Source organism: Parabacteroides sp. AF14-59 (assembly GCF_003479515.1).
GTDB classification, from domain to species: domain Bacteria; phylum Bacteroidota; class Bacteroidia; order Bacteroidales; family Tannerellaceae; genus Parabacteroides; species Parabacteroides faecis.
This window is the reverse complement of sequence record NZ_QUHH01000003.1, coordinates 340,811-361,103: the sequence shown is the minus strand read 5'-3', so window position 1 is coordinate 361,103 and position 20,293 is coordinate 340,811. Positions and strand designations below refer to the sequence as shown.

Below are 20,293 nucleotides of genomic sequence, written 5' to 3'. Positions count from 1 at the left end.
TAGATGGGATAAAAACATAAAAATTATAAGGAAAAAGGAAAAGAACGGATGATAGAACGAATATATATTCTGGAAAGTGTAGACCCGGTTATTTTTTACGGAGTGAACAATGCGAACATGCAGCTTATCAAAACACTGTTTCCCAAGCTTCGCATCGTTGCCCGAGGAAATGTGATGAAAGTAATCGGAGACGAAGATGAATCCGAACTGTTCCTGAAGAAAATCCGGGAAGTTGAGAAATACTGCGAAGAGTTCAATTCCCTGACTGAAGATGTCATACTCGACATTATCAAAGGTAAAGCCCCGACTGTCGTTAAACAGGAGAACCTGATCATTCATGGGATGAACGGTAAGGCGATCGTTGCCCGTACCGAAAACCAGCAATTACTGGTGAAGGCATTCGAAAATAACGACCTGGTATTTGCCACCGGCCCGGCCGGAACGGGTAAGACATTCGTAGCCATCGCCCTGGCCGTAAAAGCATTAAAGAACAAAGAAATAAGAAAGATCATCCTGAGTCGTCCCGCCGTCGAAGCCGGCGAGAAGCTGGGATTCCTTCCGGGAGAGATGAAAGACAAGCTCGATCCGTACCTCCAGCCGTTGTACGATGCCCTGCAGGATATGATACCGGGAGCGAAACTCAAAGAATATATGGAAAATAATGTGATTCAGATTGCCCCGCTGGCTTTTATGCGCGGACGTACGCTGAACGATGCCGTTATTATCCTCGATGAAGCACAAAATACGACTACGCACCAGATCAAGATGTTCCTCACCCGCCTGGGTATGAACGCTAAAATGATTATTACCGGTGACGTAACGCAAATCGACCTTCCCCCCACAGCAACTTCCGGACTCGTGCAGGCCATGCAGATACTGAAAGGCGTAAAAGGGATCGGCAAAATTGAATTCGATAAGAAAGATATCGTACGACATAAACTGGTGCAACGTATAGTGGAAGCGTACGACAAATTCGACGATAAACGACGCAGTGAGACAAAGGCCCACTCGCCTAAAACAACAATAGAAAAGAACAACAAACTATCAGAAAACAATTAAAAATAAATTGGTCATGAAGAAGGCGTTAGTTAAAACAGATTACAATTTCCCGGGACAAAAGAGTGTCTATCATGGTAAAGTACGCGACGTGTACAATATCAATGACGAAGTATTGGTGATGGTCGCAACCGACCGTATTTCAGCTTTCGACGTAGTATTGCCGGAAGGTATTCCTTACAAAGGCCAGATGTTGAACCAGATTGCTGCCAAATTCCTTGACGCGACCACCGACATTTGCCCGAATTGGAAAATGGCTTCACCCGACCCAATGGTTACCGTTGGTGTACAGTGCGAAGGTTTCCCTGTTGAAATGATCGTACGCGGTTACCTTTGCGGTAGCGCATGGCGTGCTTACAAAAGCGGTGTACGCGAAATCTGTGGTGTGAAACTGCCGGAAGGTATGCGCGAAAACCAGCGTTTCCCGGAACCTATCATCACCCCGACAACGAAAGCTGCCATCGGTGCTCACGACGAAGATATCTCCAAAGAAGAAATCCTGAAACAGGGACTTGTTTCTGAAGCCGACTACGCCGTTCTTGAAAAATATACAATGGAGCTGTTCAAACGTGGTACAGAGATCGCAGCCGGACGCGGACTGATCCTGGTCGACACCAAATATGAATTCGGTCACCGTGACGGTAAGATCTACCTGATCGATGAGATTCATACACCGGACTCTTCCCGTTATTTCTATTCAGAAGGTTACGAAGACCGTTTCGCCAAAGGTGAACCGCAGAAACAGCTGTCTAAAGAATTTGTTCGCGAATGGTTGATGGATAACGGCTTCCAAGGTAAAGCAGGCCAGGTTGTTCCTGAAATGACTCCGGCTATCGTCGAAGGTATCAGCGACCGTTACATCGAATTATTCGAACACATCACCGGCGAAAAATTCGTGAAAGGCGATACAGACGACTTGCTTGCACGTATCGAAAAGAACGTTACAGATTATCTGAACAATAAATAAGAATGTATGAAGTACGGTTCGGAACAGATTTTACCTTACAACAGGGAAGAACAAAAGAGCACACAAGTCAGACGTATGTTCGACTCGATTGCAGGCACATATGATCTGCTGAACCATACGCTCTCGTTCGGAATTGATAAAATATGGCGCAGGAAAGGTATTGCTTTCCTGCGTCCTTTTTCTCCGAAGTCAATACTGGATATCGCAACCGGAACAGGCGACCTGGCCATCTCCATGCAAAAGAAACTGAAGGCAGACCGGATCATCGGCGCCGACATTTCGGAAGGCATGATGCAGGTCGGACGTGAAAAAGTAGCCCGTGCCGGTCTTTCGGAGCATATCTCGTTCGAACAACAAGACTGTACGGCGCTCACTTATCCGGACAATTCGTTCGATGCCGTTACTGCCGCATTCGGAGTACGTAACTTTGAAAATATAGAACAAGGAATAGCAGAGATGTTCAGGGTCCTGAAACCCGGTGGCCATCTCATGATCCTGGAGCTTTCCACCCCGGAACATTTTCCGATGAAACAGCTCTACCGCATTTATTCAAAGACGATCATTCCATTTATAGGCCGGTTGTTCTCAAAGGAAAAAGCGGCATACAGTTATTTACCGGAATCCATCAAGGTCGTTCCTCAAGGAAAGGTTATGGAGAAACTACTCGCACGGCAAGGTTTTGCACAGGCGAAAGCACGTACCTTTACCTTTGGGATTTGTTCATTATATACAGCCAGTAAGGACAGTTCGCGAACTGCCCCTACAATTTAAACATAAAAAAGAAGAAGGTTATGCAGAAATATGGTTTATTGGGATATCCACTCGGGCACTCGTTTTCCAAAACTTATTTCAACCAGAAGTTTGAGGCGGAAAAGATAGATGCTCAATATGTAAATTTCGAGATTCCGAACATCAAAGAGATAAAGAATGTTCTGAAAGAGAATCCCGAATTAAATGGTTTGAACGTTACGATCCCTTATAAAGAACAGGTGATCCCTTATCTGGACGAACTGGATGAAGATGCACGCCTGATCGGTGCCGTCAACGTGATCAAGTTTACAAAAGGTCTTTTCGGCAGGAAACTGAAAGGTTACAATTCCGACATTATCGGTTTCAAGCAGTCGATCGAACCTTTATTGAATGAAACACACCGGAAAGCCTTGATCCTCGGAACAGGCGGAGCTTCTAAAGCAGTCTTCCAGGGATTGAAGCAGTTGGGTGTCGGAGCTACTTTGGTATCACGCAAGCCAAAAGAATTTTGCATTACCTATGAGGAGATCACACCTAAGACGATGGAACAATACACTGTCATTGTCAATACCACACCGCTCGGAATGTTCCCTAACATCAACAGTTGCCCGGATATTCCTTACGATCTGCTCACCCCAGACCATCTGTTATACGACCTGCTGTATAACCCGGATGAAACACTTTTCATGAAGAAAGGAAAAGAAAAAGGAGCCGTCGTTAAAAACGGTCTTGAGATGCTGTTGTTGCAAGCGTTCGCAGCCTGGGAAATCTGGCAGAAATAAAAGGTTGTGAGGTGGTAATTACCCCACACATCTACAATATAACAATCAAAACACATTAATTATGAAAGACAAAGATGAATTGCAGACAATCCAAAATAGGATTTATGAGATAAGAGGACGGAAAGTAATGCTGGGCGGTAAAACGCAATTCGGATCGCTTCCCCGAAGATTTTATGTTTCAATTAACAAACGAAGAAACTCAAAATTGGAAGTCACAAATTGTGACCTCCAATTCCATAAAGATGGGTATCAGACGAAATCCGTATGCCTTCACAGAACTGGGAGTAGCCATGCTAAGTAGCGTTCTTAACTCTAAAACAGCTATACAAATAAACATGAGTATCATGCGCGTTTTCGTTGTAATTCGTCACCAAATACTCACACCTCCGAAAAATGAATTACATGAGTTGCAACAAGAAGTCAAGCAGTTAAAAGAATACATAGAAGAAGTCTTCACCGATTACAATGATATTAATGAGGATACCCGGACACAGTTGGATTTGATCAATAAAACACTGGCTGAATTACAAATACAAAAAAGACTATCGGATAAGCCACGCAAACCGGTAGGATTTGTGAAACCCCAATAACTACCTTTTCCCATACGTGGAAAAATAAGCAGAAACCATATTCAGGCTTTTCCTACTGTTTTTCCGTCATATACTTCCAGAAACGGGCAGGCATATGCTGGCGGTGCAGCTTCGGGTTGATACGTTCTTTGATAGCAATCGTCTTGAAATACTCTTTCCACATCTGCTGGAACAATTTCTCATCCTTATCCATCAGACTCTCATTGAGGAAACCGGATAACAGATGCTCTTCCTTCTGTTCGAAACGGACCTCGATCGTCTCTTTCAGATCATAATAATAGCCGTACTCCCGGCGCATATCATAGATCAGCCATTTCTGATCACCGAAACGATCGTTCAGATACGGAAGGACAAGCGGCAATACATTATATATAGGCTCGACGGCAGAGAAGTAAGTGCCGTCCAATGCTTTCTGAAAACGGAGAAACTGCATGATGCGGAGGCGCTCGTTACTCACTTTCTTCCAGACTTTGGAAATCTGCAGTACATCGGGATCGCCGAAATTCAACTCGATGGACTTGGAATGATCGAGCGCCTTACGGATATAACGGAACAACAACATATCGACCTCCGGCAGTTCCGACAGCCAGGAGACTGTCAACCCCGACAGGGATAGTTTCGACACTTTCTTTTCAAGCCCTTTCCAAACCCGGTCCGCCTTTTTCTTGTCGGAATAAATCGTCACCGTTTCCTCGCAAAACAGAGGTAACGGCTCGCCTTCCGCCAGCAGCACATCGGGAAAAGACTTCCGGACATAAGCGTCGAAGACGGCAGTCAGTAACCCCTCGAAAGTTTTGTCATATATAAAAGCAATCACAATACGTCCTGTTTCAATCCACGCACCCGTAAAGAATGCAACTTTTCTACCTCTACATCACGTTCACAATACATCCTGAAATTGAATTGTTAGTTGGCGGTCGTCCAGCTTCCTGCCTTTTTTCTGAGTCAGGATATGGCGCACATTCTCCGGCGTCAGTTCGTTTACCGTCCGCATCGCCAATTCATGGCAGGTGATGAAGTATTGCGCTTTCTTCATCACGACCCCGATCTTTTTCAATTGTTCCGATCCCAGACGGGAATAGCGGCGGGAGACAACGATCATCTTCGCCGATTTCACCCCGATACCGGGTACACGGAGAAGTAACTCATAATCCGCCTTATTGATATCGACCGGAAACATATGCGGATTCCGCAGTGCCCACGATAACTTCGGATCGACCTCCAGATCCAGTTCCGGGTAAGCATCATTCACGATCTCGTCCACCTTAAACTCATAAAAACGCAACAACCAATCTGCCTGATACAAACGGTTTTCCCTCACCAGAGGCGGTTGCTTCAATGCCGGAAGCCGGTTGTCATAATCATTCACCGGGATAAACCCCGAATAATAAACACGTTTCATCGTCGGACGCTGATAAAGAGCTGACGACAAACGGAGAATATCTTTGTCTGTATCGGCTGTCGCTCCGATGATCATCTGCGTGCTTTGCCCGGCAGGGGCAAAGCGGGGTGCATGCCGGAAACGCTTCCTTTCCTCCGCACTTTGCAACACGCCCTGCTGAATATAGCGCATCGGGGCAAACACGCTCTTGAAGTCTTTTTCCGGAGCAAGAGTCTGCAAACTTTTCTCATTGGGTATCTCGATATTCACACTGAGACGGTCGGCATACAACCCGGCTTCATTCACCAGTTCCTGGCTGGCTCCGGGAATGCTCTTCATATGGATATAACCGTTGAAACGGTGTATCAGCCGCAGGTCTTTCACGACACGGACCAAACGTTCCATCGTATAGTCCGGACTACGCACCACCCCCGAACTCAGGAAGAGACCTTCTATGTAATTCCTCCGGTAAAACTCGATCGTCAGATCGACCAGCTCCGTTACGGAAAGCGTCGCCCGGGGCAGATCATTGCTCCGGCGGTTGATACAGTAGGCACAATCATACATGCAATAATTGGTCAGCATGATCTTCAGTAAGGAAATACATCGCCCGTCTTCCGCAAAACTATGGCAAATCCCCCACCCTGCCGCACTTCCGACCATTCCTTTCTTTCCGGAACGGGAAGTACCGCTTGACGCGCAGGATACATCATACTTAGCTGATTCTGCTAATATTTTCAGTTTTTCGAGAACAGTTTCATTCATATTTTAGGAGGATATGCCATACAAAAATAAGGATTAAAAAGCTATCTTTGCGATAAAACAGAGTGAAATGTTCTTAGATAATATTCCCGTACATAACCTGGATGAAACGGACTTCTTTGTCGTCGAACGGATCGAAAACTGTGCGCCCTTGAATTTTCAGGGATCGCACCGGCACAATTTCTACGAACTGCAATTCTTTACGGAAACAGGGACAAACGAAAGCCACAGCATCGACTTCGTCGAATATCCGTTGCAAGCCAACCAGCTTTACCTGCTCCGTCCCGGACAAGTACATACACTGAAACTAAAAGATCAGAAAGGATTCCTGTTCGCTATCAATCCCGATTATTTCGAGCGCCTCTGCCTTCATATCGAGAGGTATGCGGATCATACATTTCCGAATATGCTTCTTCTCCCGGAGAAAGAAATCTTTGCCGTCCGCCAGATCGTTCATCTGATCTACTGCGAACATGAAGAGCTACACCGGAAAAGCCTGCTCAACTCATACATGCATGCTTTGATCACCCATCTGTTGCTATTATATACCGACACCCGGATCGACCAGGATATACGTGTCGGCAAAGTCTTATCCCTGATAGACAAGCACTACATCAACGAACGTACGACCGACTTCTATGCCCGCGAAGTAAACCTCAGCAACAAACGGATGAACGAGCTTACAAAAAAGGCCGTTGGCCACACAGTCAAACAACTGATAGACCAACGGCTATTACTGGAAGCCAAACGCATGATCAGTTCCGGAGCTTCGAGCTTCAAGGAAATAGCGTTCAGCCTGGGATTTAGCGAAGCTTCTTATTTCACCCGCTTCTTTAAGGAGCAAAGTGGCTGTACCCCCGAACAATTCCGGTCGTTACTGAAGAAAGACCTGTCATGAACGAACTTTGATCACCGCCAACCGTCGCCGTGTATCGACAAACAACAACACGAAAGAGGTCAGTCCGCAAACAAACAATCCGCACATCATCGGTACCACCGAATTGTTCTGCAGGAAACTGACTACCGCCGACAATATCCCGGTAAACAATAATTGCAGGAATCCCATCAATGCCGAAGCTGCCCCGCTATCTTCCTTAAAATAAGCCAATCCAAGCGAAGTCGTTGCCGGAAGCAGCAACCCGATCGGAATCAGATTCAGGAAAACCAGCACCAGCAAAGGTATGACGGAAGTCGACACCAACGAAGTCACCACCAACAATACCCCGATCAACAACTGAAAGACAAGCGTATATCTCACCAGCTTCTTCAACGTCATATATTTCAGGAAGAAATTAATAATATAGGTACCGAACATCAAACCCAACGAATTGACTGCGAAAATAATGGCAAACGTGTCTCCCGACATTCCTCCCTTCTCCATGATCAGGAACGGAGCATTGGAAACATACACCATCAAACCGCCGTAAGCCATACAGCCAATAATCGTATAAACCACAAACGGCCATACTTTCATCACCCGCACATATCCTTTCGTCATCTCCCTCAACGAAGGTTTCTTTGCTGTTACACCCTCGGATAAAGGTATCGGTTTACTTTTCGGAAGAAATACCCAGGTCAGCAAAATGGTACAAGCGCCTAACAATGCCATTGTATTGAACACCCCGTGCCAATGCCATTGTTTTAAAAGTAAATTACCGATAGTCGGTGCAATAACAGGAGCAATACCTGAAATAATCACCAACAAAGAGAATACTTTTGTCCGTTGTTCATTCACAAACAGGTCGTTTACGGCTGCACGTCCGACCACAACACCGGCGCACCCACCGAAAGCCTGAAAGAAACGGATTACCCAAAGTTGTTCTATCGAAGTCACATAGATGGAAGTAAACGAACTTACGGTGTATAAAGCAGTTGCCAGCAGAATCGGATTTTTCCGTCCGTAATAATCGGATAGCGATCCCCAGAACAATTGTCCGAGGGCAAAACCCGCCAGGAAGATGGATAAGGAAATTTGTACTTCACCCAGAGAAACCTGCAGGCTCTCAGCAATATCTGTAAAAGCAGGAAGATAAAGGTCTATACTCAGAGGTTCCAGAGCCGCCAGTAAGGAAAGGACCAGAACCACGATTCCCATTTTTCTATTCATCACGTTATACCTATTAAAATTACCGCGACAAAAGTACTTCCTTCTTTCCGTCCGTCTTTTACATTAATTGCACATTTACTGGTATAAACAGGAACTTTCAGGGAATAGGGACCGGTTCACCCAGATGGCGCGGTTGCTTCCGTATCGCCAGATCGATAAAGACTTTTACCCTCGCCAGCAACTCGCGGATACGTGTCTTGAATCCGGCATAGGTATCCACATCACGTGCATTGAAACCGACAGCCTGAATCCCATGCTTACTAGCCAGGAACAAAGCCCGTTCATTATGGAATCGTTGAGAAATAACGGTGAAACGATCTTGCCCGAATATCTCCCTGGCACGGACAACCGAATCCAGGGTACGCAGTCCTGCATAATCCAGAACAATGACCGAATCGGGAATATGGTACATCAGAAGAGCTTTTTTCATCTCTTCAGGCTCGTTATAATTTCGCCGACGGTTGTCCCCGCTGATCAGGATATATTTTATCTTTCCGGACTTATACAATTCGGCAGCGGCTTCGATCCGGTAATCGAAATACAGGTTACTCCGTCCGTTCTTCAACATCGGTGTAGTTCCCAGCAATAAACCGACTTTATTTTCCGGGATTTGTTCCGTATCGTCATAAACGAGTTCCTTTGCATAATTACGAATACGAACATGGCAGGATAGTATCACAATACCAACCAGCAGACAAGCAGTGAACAGAACACCAGCAAGCACACCAACCACCTCTTTTCTTTTATTTTTATTCGCCATCTACAAATATAGTATTTTTCAGTAGAATAAACGAAACGGGATATTTCTTTTATGAGTGTGGTTATTAGGCAGGAAACATGTACATTTGTACGTTTTTAAAATTTACAAATTCAAGAATGAACGACTTACTTATTTTCAACCATATAGAATTGATCCTGGCGGCTACAACTGCCGGTCTTTTCATCATCCAGCTTTTGTATTATCTTGTTACTTATGCCCGTCCGTTGAGACAGGCAAAAAGGAGACAAATGGAGGCAGGACAGGCGAAACCCGCCGTTTCCGTGATTGTCTATGCCAAGAACGAATCGGAGAATCTAAGGAAACATCTCCCGGCTTTACTGAACCAGAACTATCCGGAATACGAAATTATCGTCGTCAACGATGGCTCCACGGATGAGAGTGACGAGGTTTTAAAAACCTTCAAAAACGAATACGATCACCTTTATCACACCTATATTCCGGAAGACGTAAAATACCTGAGCCGCAAAAAACTGGCACTCACCGTCGGAATCAAAGCTGCCAAATACGATATCCTCCTTTTCACCGAGGCTAATTGCGAACCGATGGGTAAAAACTGGGTATCTGCTATGGCACGCAACTATACATCCAAGACAAGCATTATTTTAGGTTTCTGTGCGTATGGTCCCCATAAAGGATTTTTCCACAAACTGGTCGCTTACGATAACCTGATGACCGGACTGCAATACATTTCGTCTGCCCTTACCGGAAATCCCTATACCGGAAACGGCCGTAACCTCTCCTACCGGAAAGACTTGTTCTTTGCTCATAAGGGTTATTACAAATCGCTCAGCCTGCATGCCGGAGACGATGATTTGTTCATCAATGAATCCGCCACCAAAGATAACACGTGGGTGGAATATTCTCCGGATAGCATCACCGAAATGGCCAAGATAGACCGTTTCAGTATGTGGAAAGAAATGAAAGTATCACGTGCTGCGACCCAGCGTTATTATAAAGGTTGGAATCTGACCTTTTTCAGAACGGAGAGCATCAGCTACTTCCTGTTCTTCATTGCGGTTATTACCAGTATCGTATTGGGTATCCTCGGAAACTGGTTGATCTCCATACTGGCCGGCTTACTTTACACAATCCGGTTTTCCTGTAAAGCTGCCATCCTACACAAATCGGCCAAGCTCCTGCAACAGAAACCGGTCACAGGCTGGCTATTTCTATTGGAGTTGATCTTACCTCTGTTCAATCTGTATGTAAGAATATACCGTATATTCAGAGGGAAGAACGATTATACGTTCAGGCTGTGAATAATTGAGAATTGAGAATTAATGGAAGATTACTCGAATCGAATACTTTTGGCGGGATCGATCTTTGTAATCAGGTAAGACGGGCCGAGCATCATCAACATGGATGCACACAGCGTTCCGATATTCAGCAGAACTAAAGAGAGTACACTCAGATCGATAGGCACTGCATCCAGATAATAGGTAGACGGGTCCAGTTTTATTATATGAAAATGAGACTGGATCAGACAGATGGCAATCCCGATCACATTTCCCCAAAGCATCCCTTTCCCTATCAGGAAGAAAGAGATATAGAGAAATATCTTACGGATACTGGCATTGTTTTCTCCCAACGCTTTCAGGATACCGATCATATTAGTCCGCTCCAGAATAATAATCAGCAAACCGGAAATCATTGTAAAACCGGCAACAGAAAATATCAGGATAAGGATAACGACCACATTCACGTCCAACACATCGAGCCAGTTAAATATCATCGGATTCATCTCCTTGATCGAACGGGTAAAATAGGTATTTCCATGACGATCCTGTTGTTCAACCAAATTGAAATACAGGTCTTCTGCTATCTGATCCAGATCGTTGTAGTCATCGACAAGCAATTCCAGTCCGCTGACTTCGTCTTTATCCCAGCCATTCAAACGACGTATCTGCTTGATATCCGCCAGGACAAACAACTTGTCGTAATCCATAAAACCAGTCTCGTAAATCCCGGCTATGTTGAATTTGCGTGCACGGACATCTTCCTGAACGAAATAAGTCCGAACCGAATCTCCCAGTTTCAGATTTAATAAATCGGATAAATATTTGGAAATAATGATATCTATCGAACTTTTATCCGGGTTTATCGTAAGGATTTCACCCTCTTTCAGATTATTCCGGAAGAAACTCCAATCATAATCCGTATCGACACCCTTCAATACAATCCCCTGAAAATCGCTATCCGTTTTCAGAATCCCCATCTTAGTGGCATATGCTTCTATATGTTTGATCCCGGGAAACTCCTGAAGAGCCTGAAGCAAGGAATCGCTCACCGCAATCGGTGTCGTTTCGTACGAACTGTTATTATCGAAATTGGTGATCTGGATATGAGAGCCGAAACCGATCACCTTATTACGGACTTCTTTTTTAAACCCGATTACAATAGCCACCGAAAGAATCATTACCGCCAGTCCGAGCGCAATCCCAATTATGGCAATACGAACAGCAGGAGGTGTTACCTGACGGTCCCCCTCCTTACTGAAATGAATTCTTTGTGCTATAAATAATTCTAAGTTCAAATCACTTTATAATTCGTTAAATGACTCTTCCCGGATAAGCTTCCAATGCTTTAGCCAGCACAACCAACGCATTTGCCAGATCTTCTTTTTTCAATACGTAAGCAATACGTACTTCATTCTTACCCAGACCCGGTGTTGTATAGAAACCGGAAGCCGGAGCCATCATGACTGTCTGTCCTTCATATTCAAATTCATCCAGACACCAGGCACAGAACTTATCGGCATCATCCACGGGCAGTTTGGCAACCGTATAAAAAGCTCCCATAGGGATCGGAGAATAGCATCCCGGAATACGATTCAGACCGTCGATCAGGAATTTGCGACGTTCCACATATTCGTTATACACCTCCAACATATACTCTTCAGGCGTATCCAATGAAGCCTCGGCAATGATCTGTCCGATCAATGGAGGACTCAAACGGGCCTGGCACCATTTCATAACATTTTCCTTCACCATCTGGTTCTTCGTGATCAGCGCCCCGATACGGATACCGCATTCGCTGTAACGTTTAGAAACAGAATCGACCAACACCACGTTATTCTCTATCCCTTTCAAATGGAAAGCAGAGATATAAGGGGCTCCCGTATAACAGAACTCGCGATATACCTCATCCGAAAACAGGAACAGATCGTATTTCTTCACAATATCACGAATCTGATCCATTTCTTTCTGTGTATACAGATAGCCGGTCGGATTGTTCGGGTTACAGATCAGGATCGCTTTCGTACGCGGTGTGATCAGTTCCTCAAAACGTTCTACCGAAGGAAGGGCAAAACCTTCATCGATAGTAGACGGAACCGTTTTGATCACAGCCCCGCTGGAAATGGCAAACGCCATATAGTTTGCATACGCAGGTTCGGGAACAATAATTTCATCCCCCGGATCCAGACAAGCCATAAAAGAGAAGAACACAGCTTCCGAGCCACCGGTAGTGATGATTATATCGTCAACATCGACATTGATATTGAATTTCGCATAATATTTAACCAATTTCTCACGGAAACTACGAATCCCTTCACTGGGTGAATACTCCAAAACCTTACGATCAATACGGCGCATCGCCTCCATCGCGACCTCAGGAGTAGATAAATCCGGTTGACCGATATTCAGATGGTACACCTTGGTACCCTTTGCCTTAGCCTTATTGGCTAGCGGAACAAGTTTTCTAATGGGGGAAGCCGGCATGTTGACACCCCGCTGTGAGATATTAGGCATTACTTTTTCTATATGTTAGTTTAAAGTTCGGCAAAGATAGGAAATAATTGAAAATTGAAAGTTGAAAATTGAAAATTAATATCGGTTTGCATGTTTTCCGCTCATTTAATTTTCAATTTTCAATTCTCCATTTTCAAATCCTCAAATTCCCGGCCGAGGTGAATCCTTGCTTGCATGCATCGTCGAGATAAACGCATGTGGATCAATATCTTTAATCTCGTCTTTCAAACGCGGCATATCTTTACGTTCAGCGATCGTAAAAATGATCTCTTTCTCCTGTCCTTCATACATTCCGCGTCCATGCAGGAAAGTTCCGCGCATCCCCATCTTGCCGACAATCAGGTCTTTTATTTCCTGTGTTTTCTTTGATACGATGAATACGGCGCGATTCGGATTCTCTGTCTGGAACATTTCCACAACCTTCCCATAGACAAAGATGGCAAACCAGGAATACAAAGGCACTGCCCAATCCTGAAATACGATCAAACCGAGCATTACGATGGCAGAGTCAAGCAATATGATCATATTACTAACTTTCAGATTGGAATTATTGGCAATCACACGGGCCAGCACATCGGTTCCCGCACTTGTACTTTGTGCCTTAAAGACACAAGTCACACCCAGACCTAATATCGCACCGCCATAAAAACAGGCAATAAAAGTATCATTTTCTACCAGCGGTTCCGTTCCGCAGAAATAAGATAAAGTATCTGTAAAAACAGAGATCAGTACAAATGTCACTATTGTTTTCGGTCCGGAAGAAAGTCCGATCTTTTTCATCGCCAGTATCAGCAACGGCACGTTGAAGCACAAAGCGGTAGCCCCCATTGGCAAACCATCCGGAAAAATGGAGAAAAGTCCTTTCGTGACATAATGTAAAACAATGGAAATACCATAAACCCCGCCCGGTACGATTTTATAAGGGGCGAGAAAAAGCACATAGCTCAGTGCCTGGAGAAAAGCTCCGACAACGATCAGCGAATAGTCGAAAGCATTACTTCTCAATGTAGCATTAGAAGGAAAACCTAGTTGTTTCATGATAAGATTAAATCATTATTTGTTCTTTTAAGTGTCGCAAAGATAAATAAAAAAAGAAGAGACTACACAAACAAATTGTGTAATCTCCTCTATCTATTTTCAACAACCGCGATACGGGATCAAACAATCCCGACGCCTTTTATTATTAAAGGCTCAATGCACGGTTATTATTATTTGTCACATTCAACAATGTTACATATTTACGATACTGGTCGGGAGTCAGAACCTTTTTCATCAATTTCAAATTCCCATAGATAGCCTGGTGCATTTTCTTCTGTTGCTTGCTTTCGCTCGAACGAAGACTTTCACGTTGCATATCAAGGAAGTATTCATTAATGTTTGCTACTTCATTCACCTGAGAGGGGGTTAATTGTAAATAATAACTCAGTTTCTCAAAGTTAATAGCAAACGGTTCTTTACTCACATTGTTCCGGTTCTCGCGTGCAAAACCTACTGTTGCACATAATAAAATGGCTGCTACAGCCATACCTAAACGTTTCATAATACCTAAAAACATTAAATTAATAACCTAAACTCAGAGGCCGCTGCCTCTCTATCTCCTTTTATCTTTTTGCTTTCAGATATATAACAGTATGTTTTATAACATTGTTCACGAGCAGGTTTATTTATTCAGCCAAATGATCGGATATCCCAGTCTCCGCTTGATATCTTCCATCTCCGCACTATGCCACATTTCATGTTTGAAGCACCAGGACAATGCCTCATATTTGTTATTTGCGACCGGATGTTTAAAGGGAATAGGTTCTAATGGAGTATATAAAATACCATCACTTAAAGCCAACAGGTTTTCAATACAAATTTCATGAACTGCGTCCAACTGATTTTTCAATACGGAAGCAGTTACAACCTCCTCTTTGACAGACCGGTGTAAAGTACCCATCCCATTAAACAATTTATTATACTGTGCCACAGGAATCACCCGGTTGACTTTTTCATTCCATCCTGTTATCACAGTAATTGCATGAAAGTTCTGGGCAACGATCAGATGTCCGATCTGCCACGCAAAGTTTGAATCCGTATTTTCCGGTATGACAAACCATAAATCTTCCGGGAGTTCCGAAACCAGGCGATTGACAAAATTTCTTGATTCAATAATCTGCTCTCTCAAAAATTCAATTCGATTCATAATGTTTACTTTTTAAGTTATACATTAATCATTAGTGAACGAAAGAGCAGGATATGTGACAACTCAGTCCAAAAATTTTTCCCAATAATTCTTTCTCGGTAAATCTTTTTCAAATTTATGATACAGATCGGCCAGCCGTATCATTTTCAAAACGGTTGAATATTCTTTCTCCAGATCGATACGGTAAACCTGTTTGCAGATCCGGCATTTACAAGTCCCGACAGGATTATATAACGGACAGGTATCATTCATAAAATGACTGATCTTAGTTATTGAACGAGAGGATATCTGCCGGACATTCTCTACCGACATTTCCATAATACTACTGATCTGTTTATAGGAAAGACCTATATTTTCTTTAAATATAAAGATCAAACGGGCATCGTTATTTAAACAGTGATTCAATGCAGTCAAACACCAGTCACACCGTTCCTTTACCCATTCTTTCCGATCCTCGTCAGAACCGGAATACTTAATTTCCTCCAAACCTCTGAATTGTTCCAAGTTCAGCAAAGTGACTACCTTTTCATTTTGGGCATACCGTAAAATAGTCCGTTTCGCAATCGTATATATCCACGTTGACAATTCAGAATTACCATTAAAAGAGGACAGGCTTTTAAAGATTTCATACCAGACTTCCTGTGCCGCCTCTTTCGCTATCTCTTTGTTCTGGATCATACGATGAGCAATGGTAGCAACCATTCTCCCATATTGTTCAACTAAATTTTTACGGTCTATCTCCATTGATCGGGTTATTAATCGATTTCTCCTGCCAAACCATACTATATTATATATGATTAAACCATTCTCCTATTACAAATCCTGTATATTGAACAAACCGAAAGTCAGATAATCGTCATCCTCCGGTTCTGTTCCGATACGTTCTATATTCAATCCCTCTTTAGTGACAAAAGAGTTCGTCCAGTTCCATTCCTACCCTGTTCCTATCATTGTTTCACCGAGGTAATGAAACTGTTCGTCCATCATGACAATCGTTAGCGGCTTACTGTCGAGAGGTGTTTTCAAATTCGCATCCGGCATGCCATGTAACAAATAACGGTAATATACTTTACGGTACGGATCATGAATTACAGCTGCATAAAAGTCCTGTTCCATATAAGAGGTATAAACCAACTCGTCAGGTGTAGTCTTTACCTCCTCATGGCCGATAGAAGTAATCGTTCCGGCTTCATTGCTACCTCCGTATACTTTCATTGCTGCATCACTGTCCCAATCCGATATATACAGATCGTGTGAATTTGTAAAACTGTGGACCATCTTCCCTTCCGGTGTTATTGCCGGATACACAAACTGAATCAGGTCACCTCCCCAATTATAATTATTTCCGAATAACTCTTCCGGATAAAGATGATGATTCTCAGCCTTATCAGTAACCAAATCAATAGAGGTTGTAAACCGGAAATTCTCCCTGTCGGCCAATATCTCCGGGAAAGGAGCAAGACCGGGTAACTGTAAATGATTATCTATCAACATCAACGGCATAACTGTAGAAAAAACATACTGCGGATTATGCATTGCCCATTCTTTATCGTCTTTATTTAATAATGTAACACGGTTATGTATCACCCCAGCACTATCAGCCAAAGCGATTTCTATCAACGGGCGGTTGAATACATAAATAGAATCCGGACTTTTGATATAATAAGCCCCTATACTCATAACGGCATTCGCTCCTTCACGCTCGAAAGCGATTTGCCTGAGATAAGCAGTATCCGAATAATTGTAGAAATAAATCGCATTTTTCCGGGGATTCAGGAAGGTGAGCAGATCATTCCCCGTATGATCGGAACAATACTGGATATAAGGAGGCTTAACCTTTGTCTCCGTATCCAAACGGAAACGTTTCTCGCCTGTCTCCACCAACTGCTTAACAGCCTTCAACTTCCCTTTATACTCATTCTTCACGCTTTTTTGATTACCGGAACAAGCGAAAAGTAGCAACAGCGATAACAGATAACAGTAATTCTTTTTCATATAGTTCTTATAGATTTGTTTTTCAGGTATAAATCAAAATCAATGCACAAATGTAAAGAAATATTCCATCGAAGTACATTAGAAACTGTTCATTTCTATAAACTCTAATATTCAAACAGATAATTTATATTTCTCATATGAAGGTCTCACCCATCGCAAATAAACCAGGAGCGATATCAGGCAACACCCCGAACCGGCTAAATAAGCAGTTGCCAGATCAGCATGCGAAGCAATAAAACCAGCCGCAAGCATGCCGATCCCCACCCCGAAATCGAAAGAAGTCAGATAAGTAGAAGTAGCCGTCCCACGCATATGATGCGGGGCCACATTCACAAAAAGGCATTGAATGGCCGGTACACAAACGCCAAATCCTATACCGATAGCCAAGGCAGAAGCAAAGAATACAATTTCATTATGAAAAATAGCGAAAACGGCGAATGAAAGCGTCAGGAATGTCAGTGCACTGATCGACACAAGATGTATCTTCCCATGATCGACCAAACGCCCGGAAATAAGACGGGCCGTTCCCACTCCTATTGCCATAAAAATAAAGAAATAACCCGGATTGGCGACATTGATCTCCTTCCCGTACAATACCACAAAAGAAGTCACCATCCCATAAGGAATTGCACTCAACAGATAAGCCAAAGCCGTCGGCAAAGCTTTCACCAGGATAAAACGATCGAGCGAGAATGCTGGTCTCGGCACTTTCTCCCGCTTCGGATAACGGATCAGGCAAACCGAACCGACACCCACCAAAGCAATTGCCAGTCCTGCAAACACCACCGGATGAAAACCGAACCGGTCATAGATAAACACGGCCACCAACGGCGACAGCGACATCGCCAGGTTTATCGTCAATCCATAAAAACCCATTCCTTCCCCTCTTCGTTTGGAAGGGATCACATCGATCGCTATGGTATTTCCGGCAACGGAAGTCATTCCCATAAACCCACCCTGAATAAAACGGACAGCCATAATCATCAATACTGTCGTTGCGAACAGGTAACCGGTAAACATACAGGCAAAAACCATAAAAGCTAACAAATATAATGGCTTGCGGGAAAAACAATCCACCAGATATCCGGAGAACGGACGAACACATAACAAACCGATCGAATAACTGGAAAGAGCGATTCCCACTTCCGACGGATCGATCTTCAGAACTTCCACCAAATAGACCGGCATAGTTGGCATCAACATGTAGAAAGAGAAGTTCATCAGGAAATAAGAGATACAACACTGAATGAAATTCCGGTTCCAAAGCACAGGTTTCGCTTCGTTCATATCTTTAAGCCAGTTCACTCAGTTCCAGCCAACGCATTGTCTTTTCGTCTATTTCTTCCATTACTTTCGCAATTCGTTCCGACTTAACCATCAGCTCATCGTTGCTAAGTGTTCCGCTACTCATTGCTGTTTCCAGTTCTGCCTTTTCGGCTTCAAGCTGCGGTATTTCCACCTCCAGTGCTTCAAACTCTTTCCGTTCTTTGAAGGTAAGTTTCTTTTTCTGCTCAGGCTGCGGACGGTTATTCTTTTCAGGAACCGATGTTTGTTTGGGCTGGCGAGCTGCTTCAGCCTCTTTCTCCAACTGATCCTGTACCTCTTTCCAGTCACGGTATTGGGTATAATTTCCGGGGAAATCCTTCAGATCGGCATTACCACGGAATACCAACAGGTGATCGACTACTTTATCCATAAAGTAACGGTCGTGCGAAACAACGATTACACAACCCTTAAAGTTACGCAGATATTCTTCCAATACATTCAAGGTCACGATATCCAGATCATTGGTCGGCTCATCCAGTACCAGGAAGTTCGGGTTGCGCATCAGAACGGTACATAGATATAAACGGCGTTTTTCTCCACCACTCAGCTTGTAGACATAGCTATGTTGCTTTTCGGGAGTGAACAGGAAATAATTCAGGAATTGAGAAACCCCCAACTTCTTACCGTCCCCAAGATCGACATATTCAGCTATATCCTGCACGACATCGATCACTTTCATCTGCTCGTCAAACTGCAGACCATCCTGACTGTAATAGCCGAAACGGACTGTTTCGCCGACATCGAAGCGTCCGCTATCCGGTTCTACTTCGCCCATCAGCATTTTAATAAAGGTAGACTTCCCTGTCCCGTTGTTACCTACGATACCCATCTTTTCGTAACGGGCAAAAATATAATTGAAATCTTCTACAATCTTGATACTGCCGAAGCTTTTCGTAACATGCTCCGCTTCAAATATTTTTGATCCGATATAGGATGCTTTCACATCCAGGTTCACATTACCGTTATCCCGTTGCTGCTTGGCTTTCTTTTCCAGCTCATAAAAAGCATCGATACGGTATTTAGCTTTCGTACCGCGTGCCTGTGGCTGACGACGCATCCATTCCAACTCTTTACGCAACAGGTTGTTGGCACGTTCCACCTCTGTGTTCATCGTCTCCATCCGTTCCTGACGTTTTTCCAGATAATAGCTGTAATTACCTTTATACTGATAAATTTGTTGACGGTCTATTTCGATAATCTCGCTGCAGACACGATCCAGGAAATAACGGTCGTGCGTAACCATCAGGATACTGATATTGGCACGGCTCAGGTAACCTTCCAGCCATTCGGTCATTTCCAGGTCGAGGTGGTTGGTCGGCTCATCCAGAATGATCAGTTCGGGGTCGGTAATCAGAACGTTGGCCAATGCCACACGTTTCAACTGCCCACCGGACAGATGTTCCACTTTCTGATCGAAGTTTGTGATCTTCAACTGCGAAAGGATCTGTTTGGCACGCTGTTCATAATCCCAGGCTTTCAGGTTATCCATACGCATCAGGATATCCTCCAGATTGGAATGATCGTCACTCGCCATCGCTTCTTCATACTCGGCAATCAGACGAACCGTCTCGTTCGGAGAATAGAAACAGGCTTGCAGAACAGTCAACCCTTCCGGATAGACAGGCGTCTGCTCCAAGTAGCCGACACGCAGGTCGTTACGGAACACGACAGCTCCGTTATCATAATCTTCCTTCCCTGCAATGATATTCAGCAAAGTTGTTTTACCCGTCCCGTTCTTTGCTATAAGGCCCACTTTCTGACCTTGTGCAATACCAAATGTAATATCCTCAAAAAGAACCAAATCGCCGAAGCTTTTGGTCAGTCCGTCTATCTGTAAGTAACTGATCATACTGCCTTTTATG

At 43.9% G+C, this 20,293-nt stretch carries 19 protein-coding genes and 1 pseudogene; 7 read left to right on the top strand and 13 right to left on the bottom strand.

Annotated features, from left to right (window positions below):
• The first annotated feature begins 48 nt into the window (after positions 1–48).
• The 5 genes and pseudogenes from DWW23_RS05680 to DWW23_RS05660 all read left to right on the top strand — a co-directional run bounded on the left by DWW23_RS05680 (position 49) and on the right by DWW23_RS05660 (position 4,145).
• Complete coding sequence (locus tag DWW23_RS05680; protein ID WP_122352297.1) at positions 49–1,059, top strand: PhoH family protein; 1,011 nt, start codon at positions 49–51, stop codon at positions 1,057–1,059.
• A 13-nt stretch (positions 1,060–1,072) separates the two neighbouring features.
• Positions 1,073–2,023, top strand: a complete 951-nt coding sequence (locus DWW23_RS05675; RefSeq protein WP_122352296.1) for a phosphoribosylaminoimidazolesuccinocarboxamide synthase — start codon at positions 1,073–1,075, stop codon at positions 2,021–2,023.
• A gap of 6 nt (positions 2,024–2,029) precedes the next feature.
• Positions 2,030–2,794 (top strand): bifunctional demethylmenaquinone methyltransferase/2-methoxy-6-polyprenyl-1,4-benzoquinol methylase UbiE, encoded by a 765-nt coding sequence (gene ubiE / locus DWW23_RS05670; protein WP_122352295.1) that lies wholly within the window; start codon positions 2,030–2,032, stop codon positions 2,792–2,794.
• Positions 2,795–2,814: 20 nt separating this feature from the next.
• The gene (locus DWW23_RS05665; protein WP_122352294.1) at positions 2,815–3,555 is read left to right on the top strand and encodes a shikimate dehydrogenase; all 741 of its coding nucleotides are present in this window, start codon (positions 2,815–2,817) and stop codon (positions 3,553–3,555) included.
• 61 nt (positions 3,556–3,616) lie between these two features.
• Positions 3,617–4,145, top strand: a pseudogene (locus DWW23_RS05660) (ORF6N domain-containing protein).
• A gap of 52 nt (positions 4,146–4,197) precedes the next feature.
• Here the strand turns inward: DWW23_RS05660 and DWW23_RS05655 are convergent.
• On the bottom strand, positions 4,198–4,962 hold the full coding sequence (locus DWW23_RS05655) for a TIGR03915 family putative DNA repair protein (protein WP_122352293.1): 765 nt from the start codon (positions 4,960–4,962) through the stop codon (positions 4,198–4,200).
• 63 nt (positions 4,963–5,025) lie between these two features.
• Positions 5,026–6,291: a putative DNA modification/repair radical SAM protein gene (locus tag DWW23_RS05650; RefSeq protein ID WP_122352292.1), complete on the bottom strand. Its 1,266-nt coding sequence runs from the start codon at positions 6,289–6,291 to the stop codon at positions 5,026–5,028.
• A 67-nt stretch (positions 6,292–6,358) separates the two neighbouring features.
• Between DWW23_RS05650 and DWW23_RS05645 the strand changes: the two genes are divergently transcribed.
• Positions 6,359–7,186, top strand: coding sequence for an AraC family transcriptional regulator (locus tag DWW23_RS05645; protein ID WP_122352291.1), 828 nt, complete (start codon positions 6,359–6,361; stop codon positions 7,184–7,186).
• On the opposite strand, the gene DWW23_RS05640 is transcribed toward DWW23_RS05645, so the two are convergent.
• The gene (locus DWW23_RS05640) at positions 7,181–8,395 is read right to left on the bottom strand and encodes a multidrug effflux MFS transporter (protein ID WP_122352290.1); all 1,215 of its coding nucleotides are present in this window, start codon (positions 8,393–8,395) and stop codon (positions 7,181–7,183) included. The genes DWW23_RS05645 and DWW23_RS05640 overlap by 6 nt on opposite strands.
• 97 nt (positions 8,396–8,492) lie before the next feature.
• On the bottom strand, positions 8,493–9,155 hold the full coding sequence (locus tag DWW23_RS05635) for a vancomycin high temperature exclusion protein (RefSeq protein WP_122352289.1): 663 nt from the start codon (positions 9,153–9,155) through the stop codon (positions 8,493–8,495).
• A 116-nt stretch (positions 9,156–9,271) separates the two neighbouring features.
• Between DWW23_RS05635 and DWW23_RS05630 the strand changes: the two genes are divergently transcribed.
• Positions 9,272–10,435 (top strand): glycosyltransferase, encoded by a 1,164-nt coding sequence (locus DWW23_RS05630; RefSeq protein ID WP_122352288.1) that lies wholly within the window; start codon positions 9,272–9,274, stop codon positions 10,433–10,435.
• Between the two features lie 29 nt (positions 10,436–10,464).
• Here the strand turns inward: DWW23_RS05630 and DWW23_RS05625 are convergent, their stop codons facing one another.
• The 9 genes from DWW23_RS05625 to abc-f all read right to left on the bottom strand — a co-directional run bounded on the left by DWW23_RS05625 (position 10,465) and on the right by abc-f (position 20,280).
• Positions 10,465–11,709: an ABC transporter permease gene (locus DWW23_RS05625; protein WP_122352287.1), complete on the bottom strand. Its 1,245-nt coding sequence runs from the start codon at positions 11,707–11,709 to the stop codon at positions 10,465–10,467.
• Positions 11,710–11,725: 16 nt separating this feature from the next.
• Positions 11,726–12,925, bottom strand: a complete 1,200-nt coding sequence (locus DWW23_RS05620) for a pyridoxal phosphate-dependent aminotransferase (RefSeq protein WP_122352286.1) — start codon at positions 12,923–12,925, stop codon at positions 11,726–11,728.
• Between the two features lie 141 nt (positions 12,926–13,066).
• On the bottom strand, positions 13,067–13,963 hold the full coding sequence (locus DWW23_RS05615) for a YitT family protein (protein WP_122352285.1): 897 nt from the start codon (positions 13,961–13,963) through the stop codon (positions 13,067–13,069).
• A 145-nt stretch (positions 13,964–14,108) separates the two neighbouring features.
• Positions 14,109–14,465 carry a hypothetical protein gene (locus tag DWW23_RS05610; protein WP_122352365.1) on the bottom strand — a complete coding sequence of 119 codons (357 nt, stop codon included), beginning with the start codon at positions 14,463–14,465 and terminating at the stop codon, positions 14,109–14,111.
• Positions 14,466–14,585: 120 nt separating this feature from the next.
• Positions 14,586–15,110 carry a DinB family protein gene (locus DWW23_RS05605; protein ID WP_122352284.1) on the bottom strand — a complete coding sequence of 175 codons (525 nt, stop codon included), beginning with the start codon at positions 15,108–15,110 and terminating at the stop codon, positions 14,586–14,588.
• Positions 15,111–15,173: 63 nt separating this feature from the next.
• The gene (locus tag DWW23_RS05600) at positions 15,174–15,854 is read right to left on the bottom strand and encodes an RNA polymerase sigma factor (protein ID WP_187576638.1); all 681 of its coding nucleotides are present in this window, start codon (positions 15,852–15,854) and stop codon (positions 15,174–15,176) included.
• A gap of 189 nt (positions 15,855–16,043) precedes the next feature.
• Positions 16,044–17,105, bottom strand: coding sequence for a DUF4221 family protein (locus DWW23_RS05595; RefSeq protein ID WP_122352283.1), 1,062 nt, complete (start codon positions 17,103–17,105; stop codon positions 16,044–16,046).
• Positions 17,106–17,216: 111 nt separating this feature from the next.
• Positions 17,217–18,392, bottom strand: a complete 1,176-nt coding sequence (locus DWW23_RS05590; protein WP_122352363.1) for an MFS transporter — start codon at positions 18,390–18,392, stop codon at positions 17,217–17,219.
• Between the two features lie 4 nt (positions 18,393–18,396).
• Entirely contained in the window at positions 18,397–20,280 is a 1,884-nt protein-coding gene (abc-f, locus tag DWW23_RS05585) for a ribosomal protection-like ABC-F family protein (protein WP_122352282.1), read from the bottom strand.
• Positions 20,281–20,293 lie beyond the last annotated feature (13 nt).

What these genes read in the sequence shown, in the direction of transcription:
- abc-f (WP_122352282.1), bottom strand. Translation starts at nt 20,280, where the DNA reads ATGATCAGTTACTTACAGATAGACGGACTGACCAAAAGCTTCGGCGAT.
- DWW23_RS05605 (WP_122352284.1), bottom strand. Translation starts at nt 15,110, where the DNA reads ATGAATCGAATTGAATTTTTGAGAGAGCAGATTATTGAATCAAGAAAT.
- DWW23_RS05675 (WP_122352296.1), top strand. Translation starts at nt 1,073, where the DNA reads ATGAAGAAGGCGTTAGTTAAAACAGATTACAATTTCCCGGGACAAAAG.
- DWW23_RS05630 (WP_122352288.1), top strand. Translation starts at nt 9,272, where the DNA reads ATGAACGACTTACTTATTTTCAACCATATAGAATTGATCCTGGCGGCT.
- DWW23_RS05590 (WP_122352363.1), bottom strand. Translation starts at nt 18,392, where the DNA reads ATGAACGAAGCGAAACCTGTGCTTTGGAACCGGAATTTCATTCAGTGT.
- DWW23_RS05595 (WP_122352283.1), bottom strand. Translation starts at nt 17,105, where the DNA reads ATGAAAAAGAATTACTGTTATCTGTTATCGCTGTTGCTACTTTTCGCT.
- DWW23_RS05620 (WP_122352286.1), bottom strand. Translation starts at nt 12,925, where the DNA reads ATGCCTAATATCTCACAGCGGGGTGTCAACATGCCGGCTTCCCCCATT.
- DWW23_RS05615 (WP_122352285.1), bottom strand. Translation starts at nt 13,963, where the DNA reads ATGAAACAACTAGGTTTTCCTTCTAATGCTACATTGAGAAGTAATGCT.
- ubiE (WP_122352295.1), top strand. Translation starts at nt 2,030, where the DNA reads ATGAAGTACGGTTCGGAACAGATTTTACCTTACAACAGGGAAGAACAA.
- DWW23_RS05640 (WP_122352290.1), bottom strand. Translation starts at nt 8,395, where the DNA reads ATGAATAGAAAAATGGGAATCGTGGTTCTGGTCCTTTCCTTACTGGCG.
- DWW23_RS05650 (WP_122352292.1), bottom strand. Translation starts at nt 6,291, where the DNA reads ATGAATGAAACTGTTCTCGAAAAACTGAAAATATTAGCAGAATCAGCT.
- DWW23_RS05645 (WP_122352291.1), top strand. Translation starts at nt 6,359, where the DNA reads ATGTTCTTAGATAATATTCCCGTACATAACCTGGATGAAACGGACTTC.
- DWW23_RS05680 (WP_122352297.1), top strand. Translation starts at nt 49, where the DNA reads ATGATAGAACGAATATATATTCTGGAAAGTGTAGACCCGGTTATTTTT.
- DWW23_RS05665 (WP_122352294.1), top strand. Translation starts at nt 2,815, where the DNA reads ATGCAGAAATATGGTTTATTGGGATATCCACTCGGGCACTCGTTTTCC.
- DWW23_RS05635 (WP_122352289.1), bottom strand. Translation starts at nt 9,155, where the DNA reads ATGGCGAATAAAAATAAAAGAAAAGAGGTGGTTGGTGTGCTTGCTGGT.
- DWW23_RS05610 (WP_122352365.1), bottom strand. Translation starts at nt 14,465, where the DNA reads ATGAAACGTTTAGGTATGGCTGTAGCAGCCATTTTATTATGTGCAACA.
- DWW23_RS05600 (WP_187576638.1), bottom strand. Translation starts at nt 15,854, where the DNA reads ATGGAGATAGACCGTAAAAATTTAGTTGAACAATATGGGAGAATGGTT.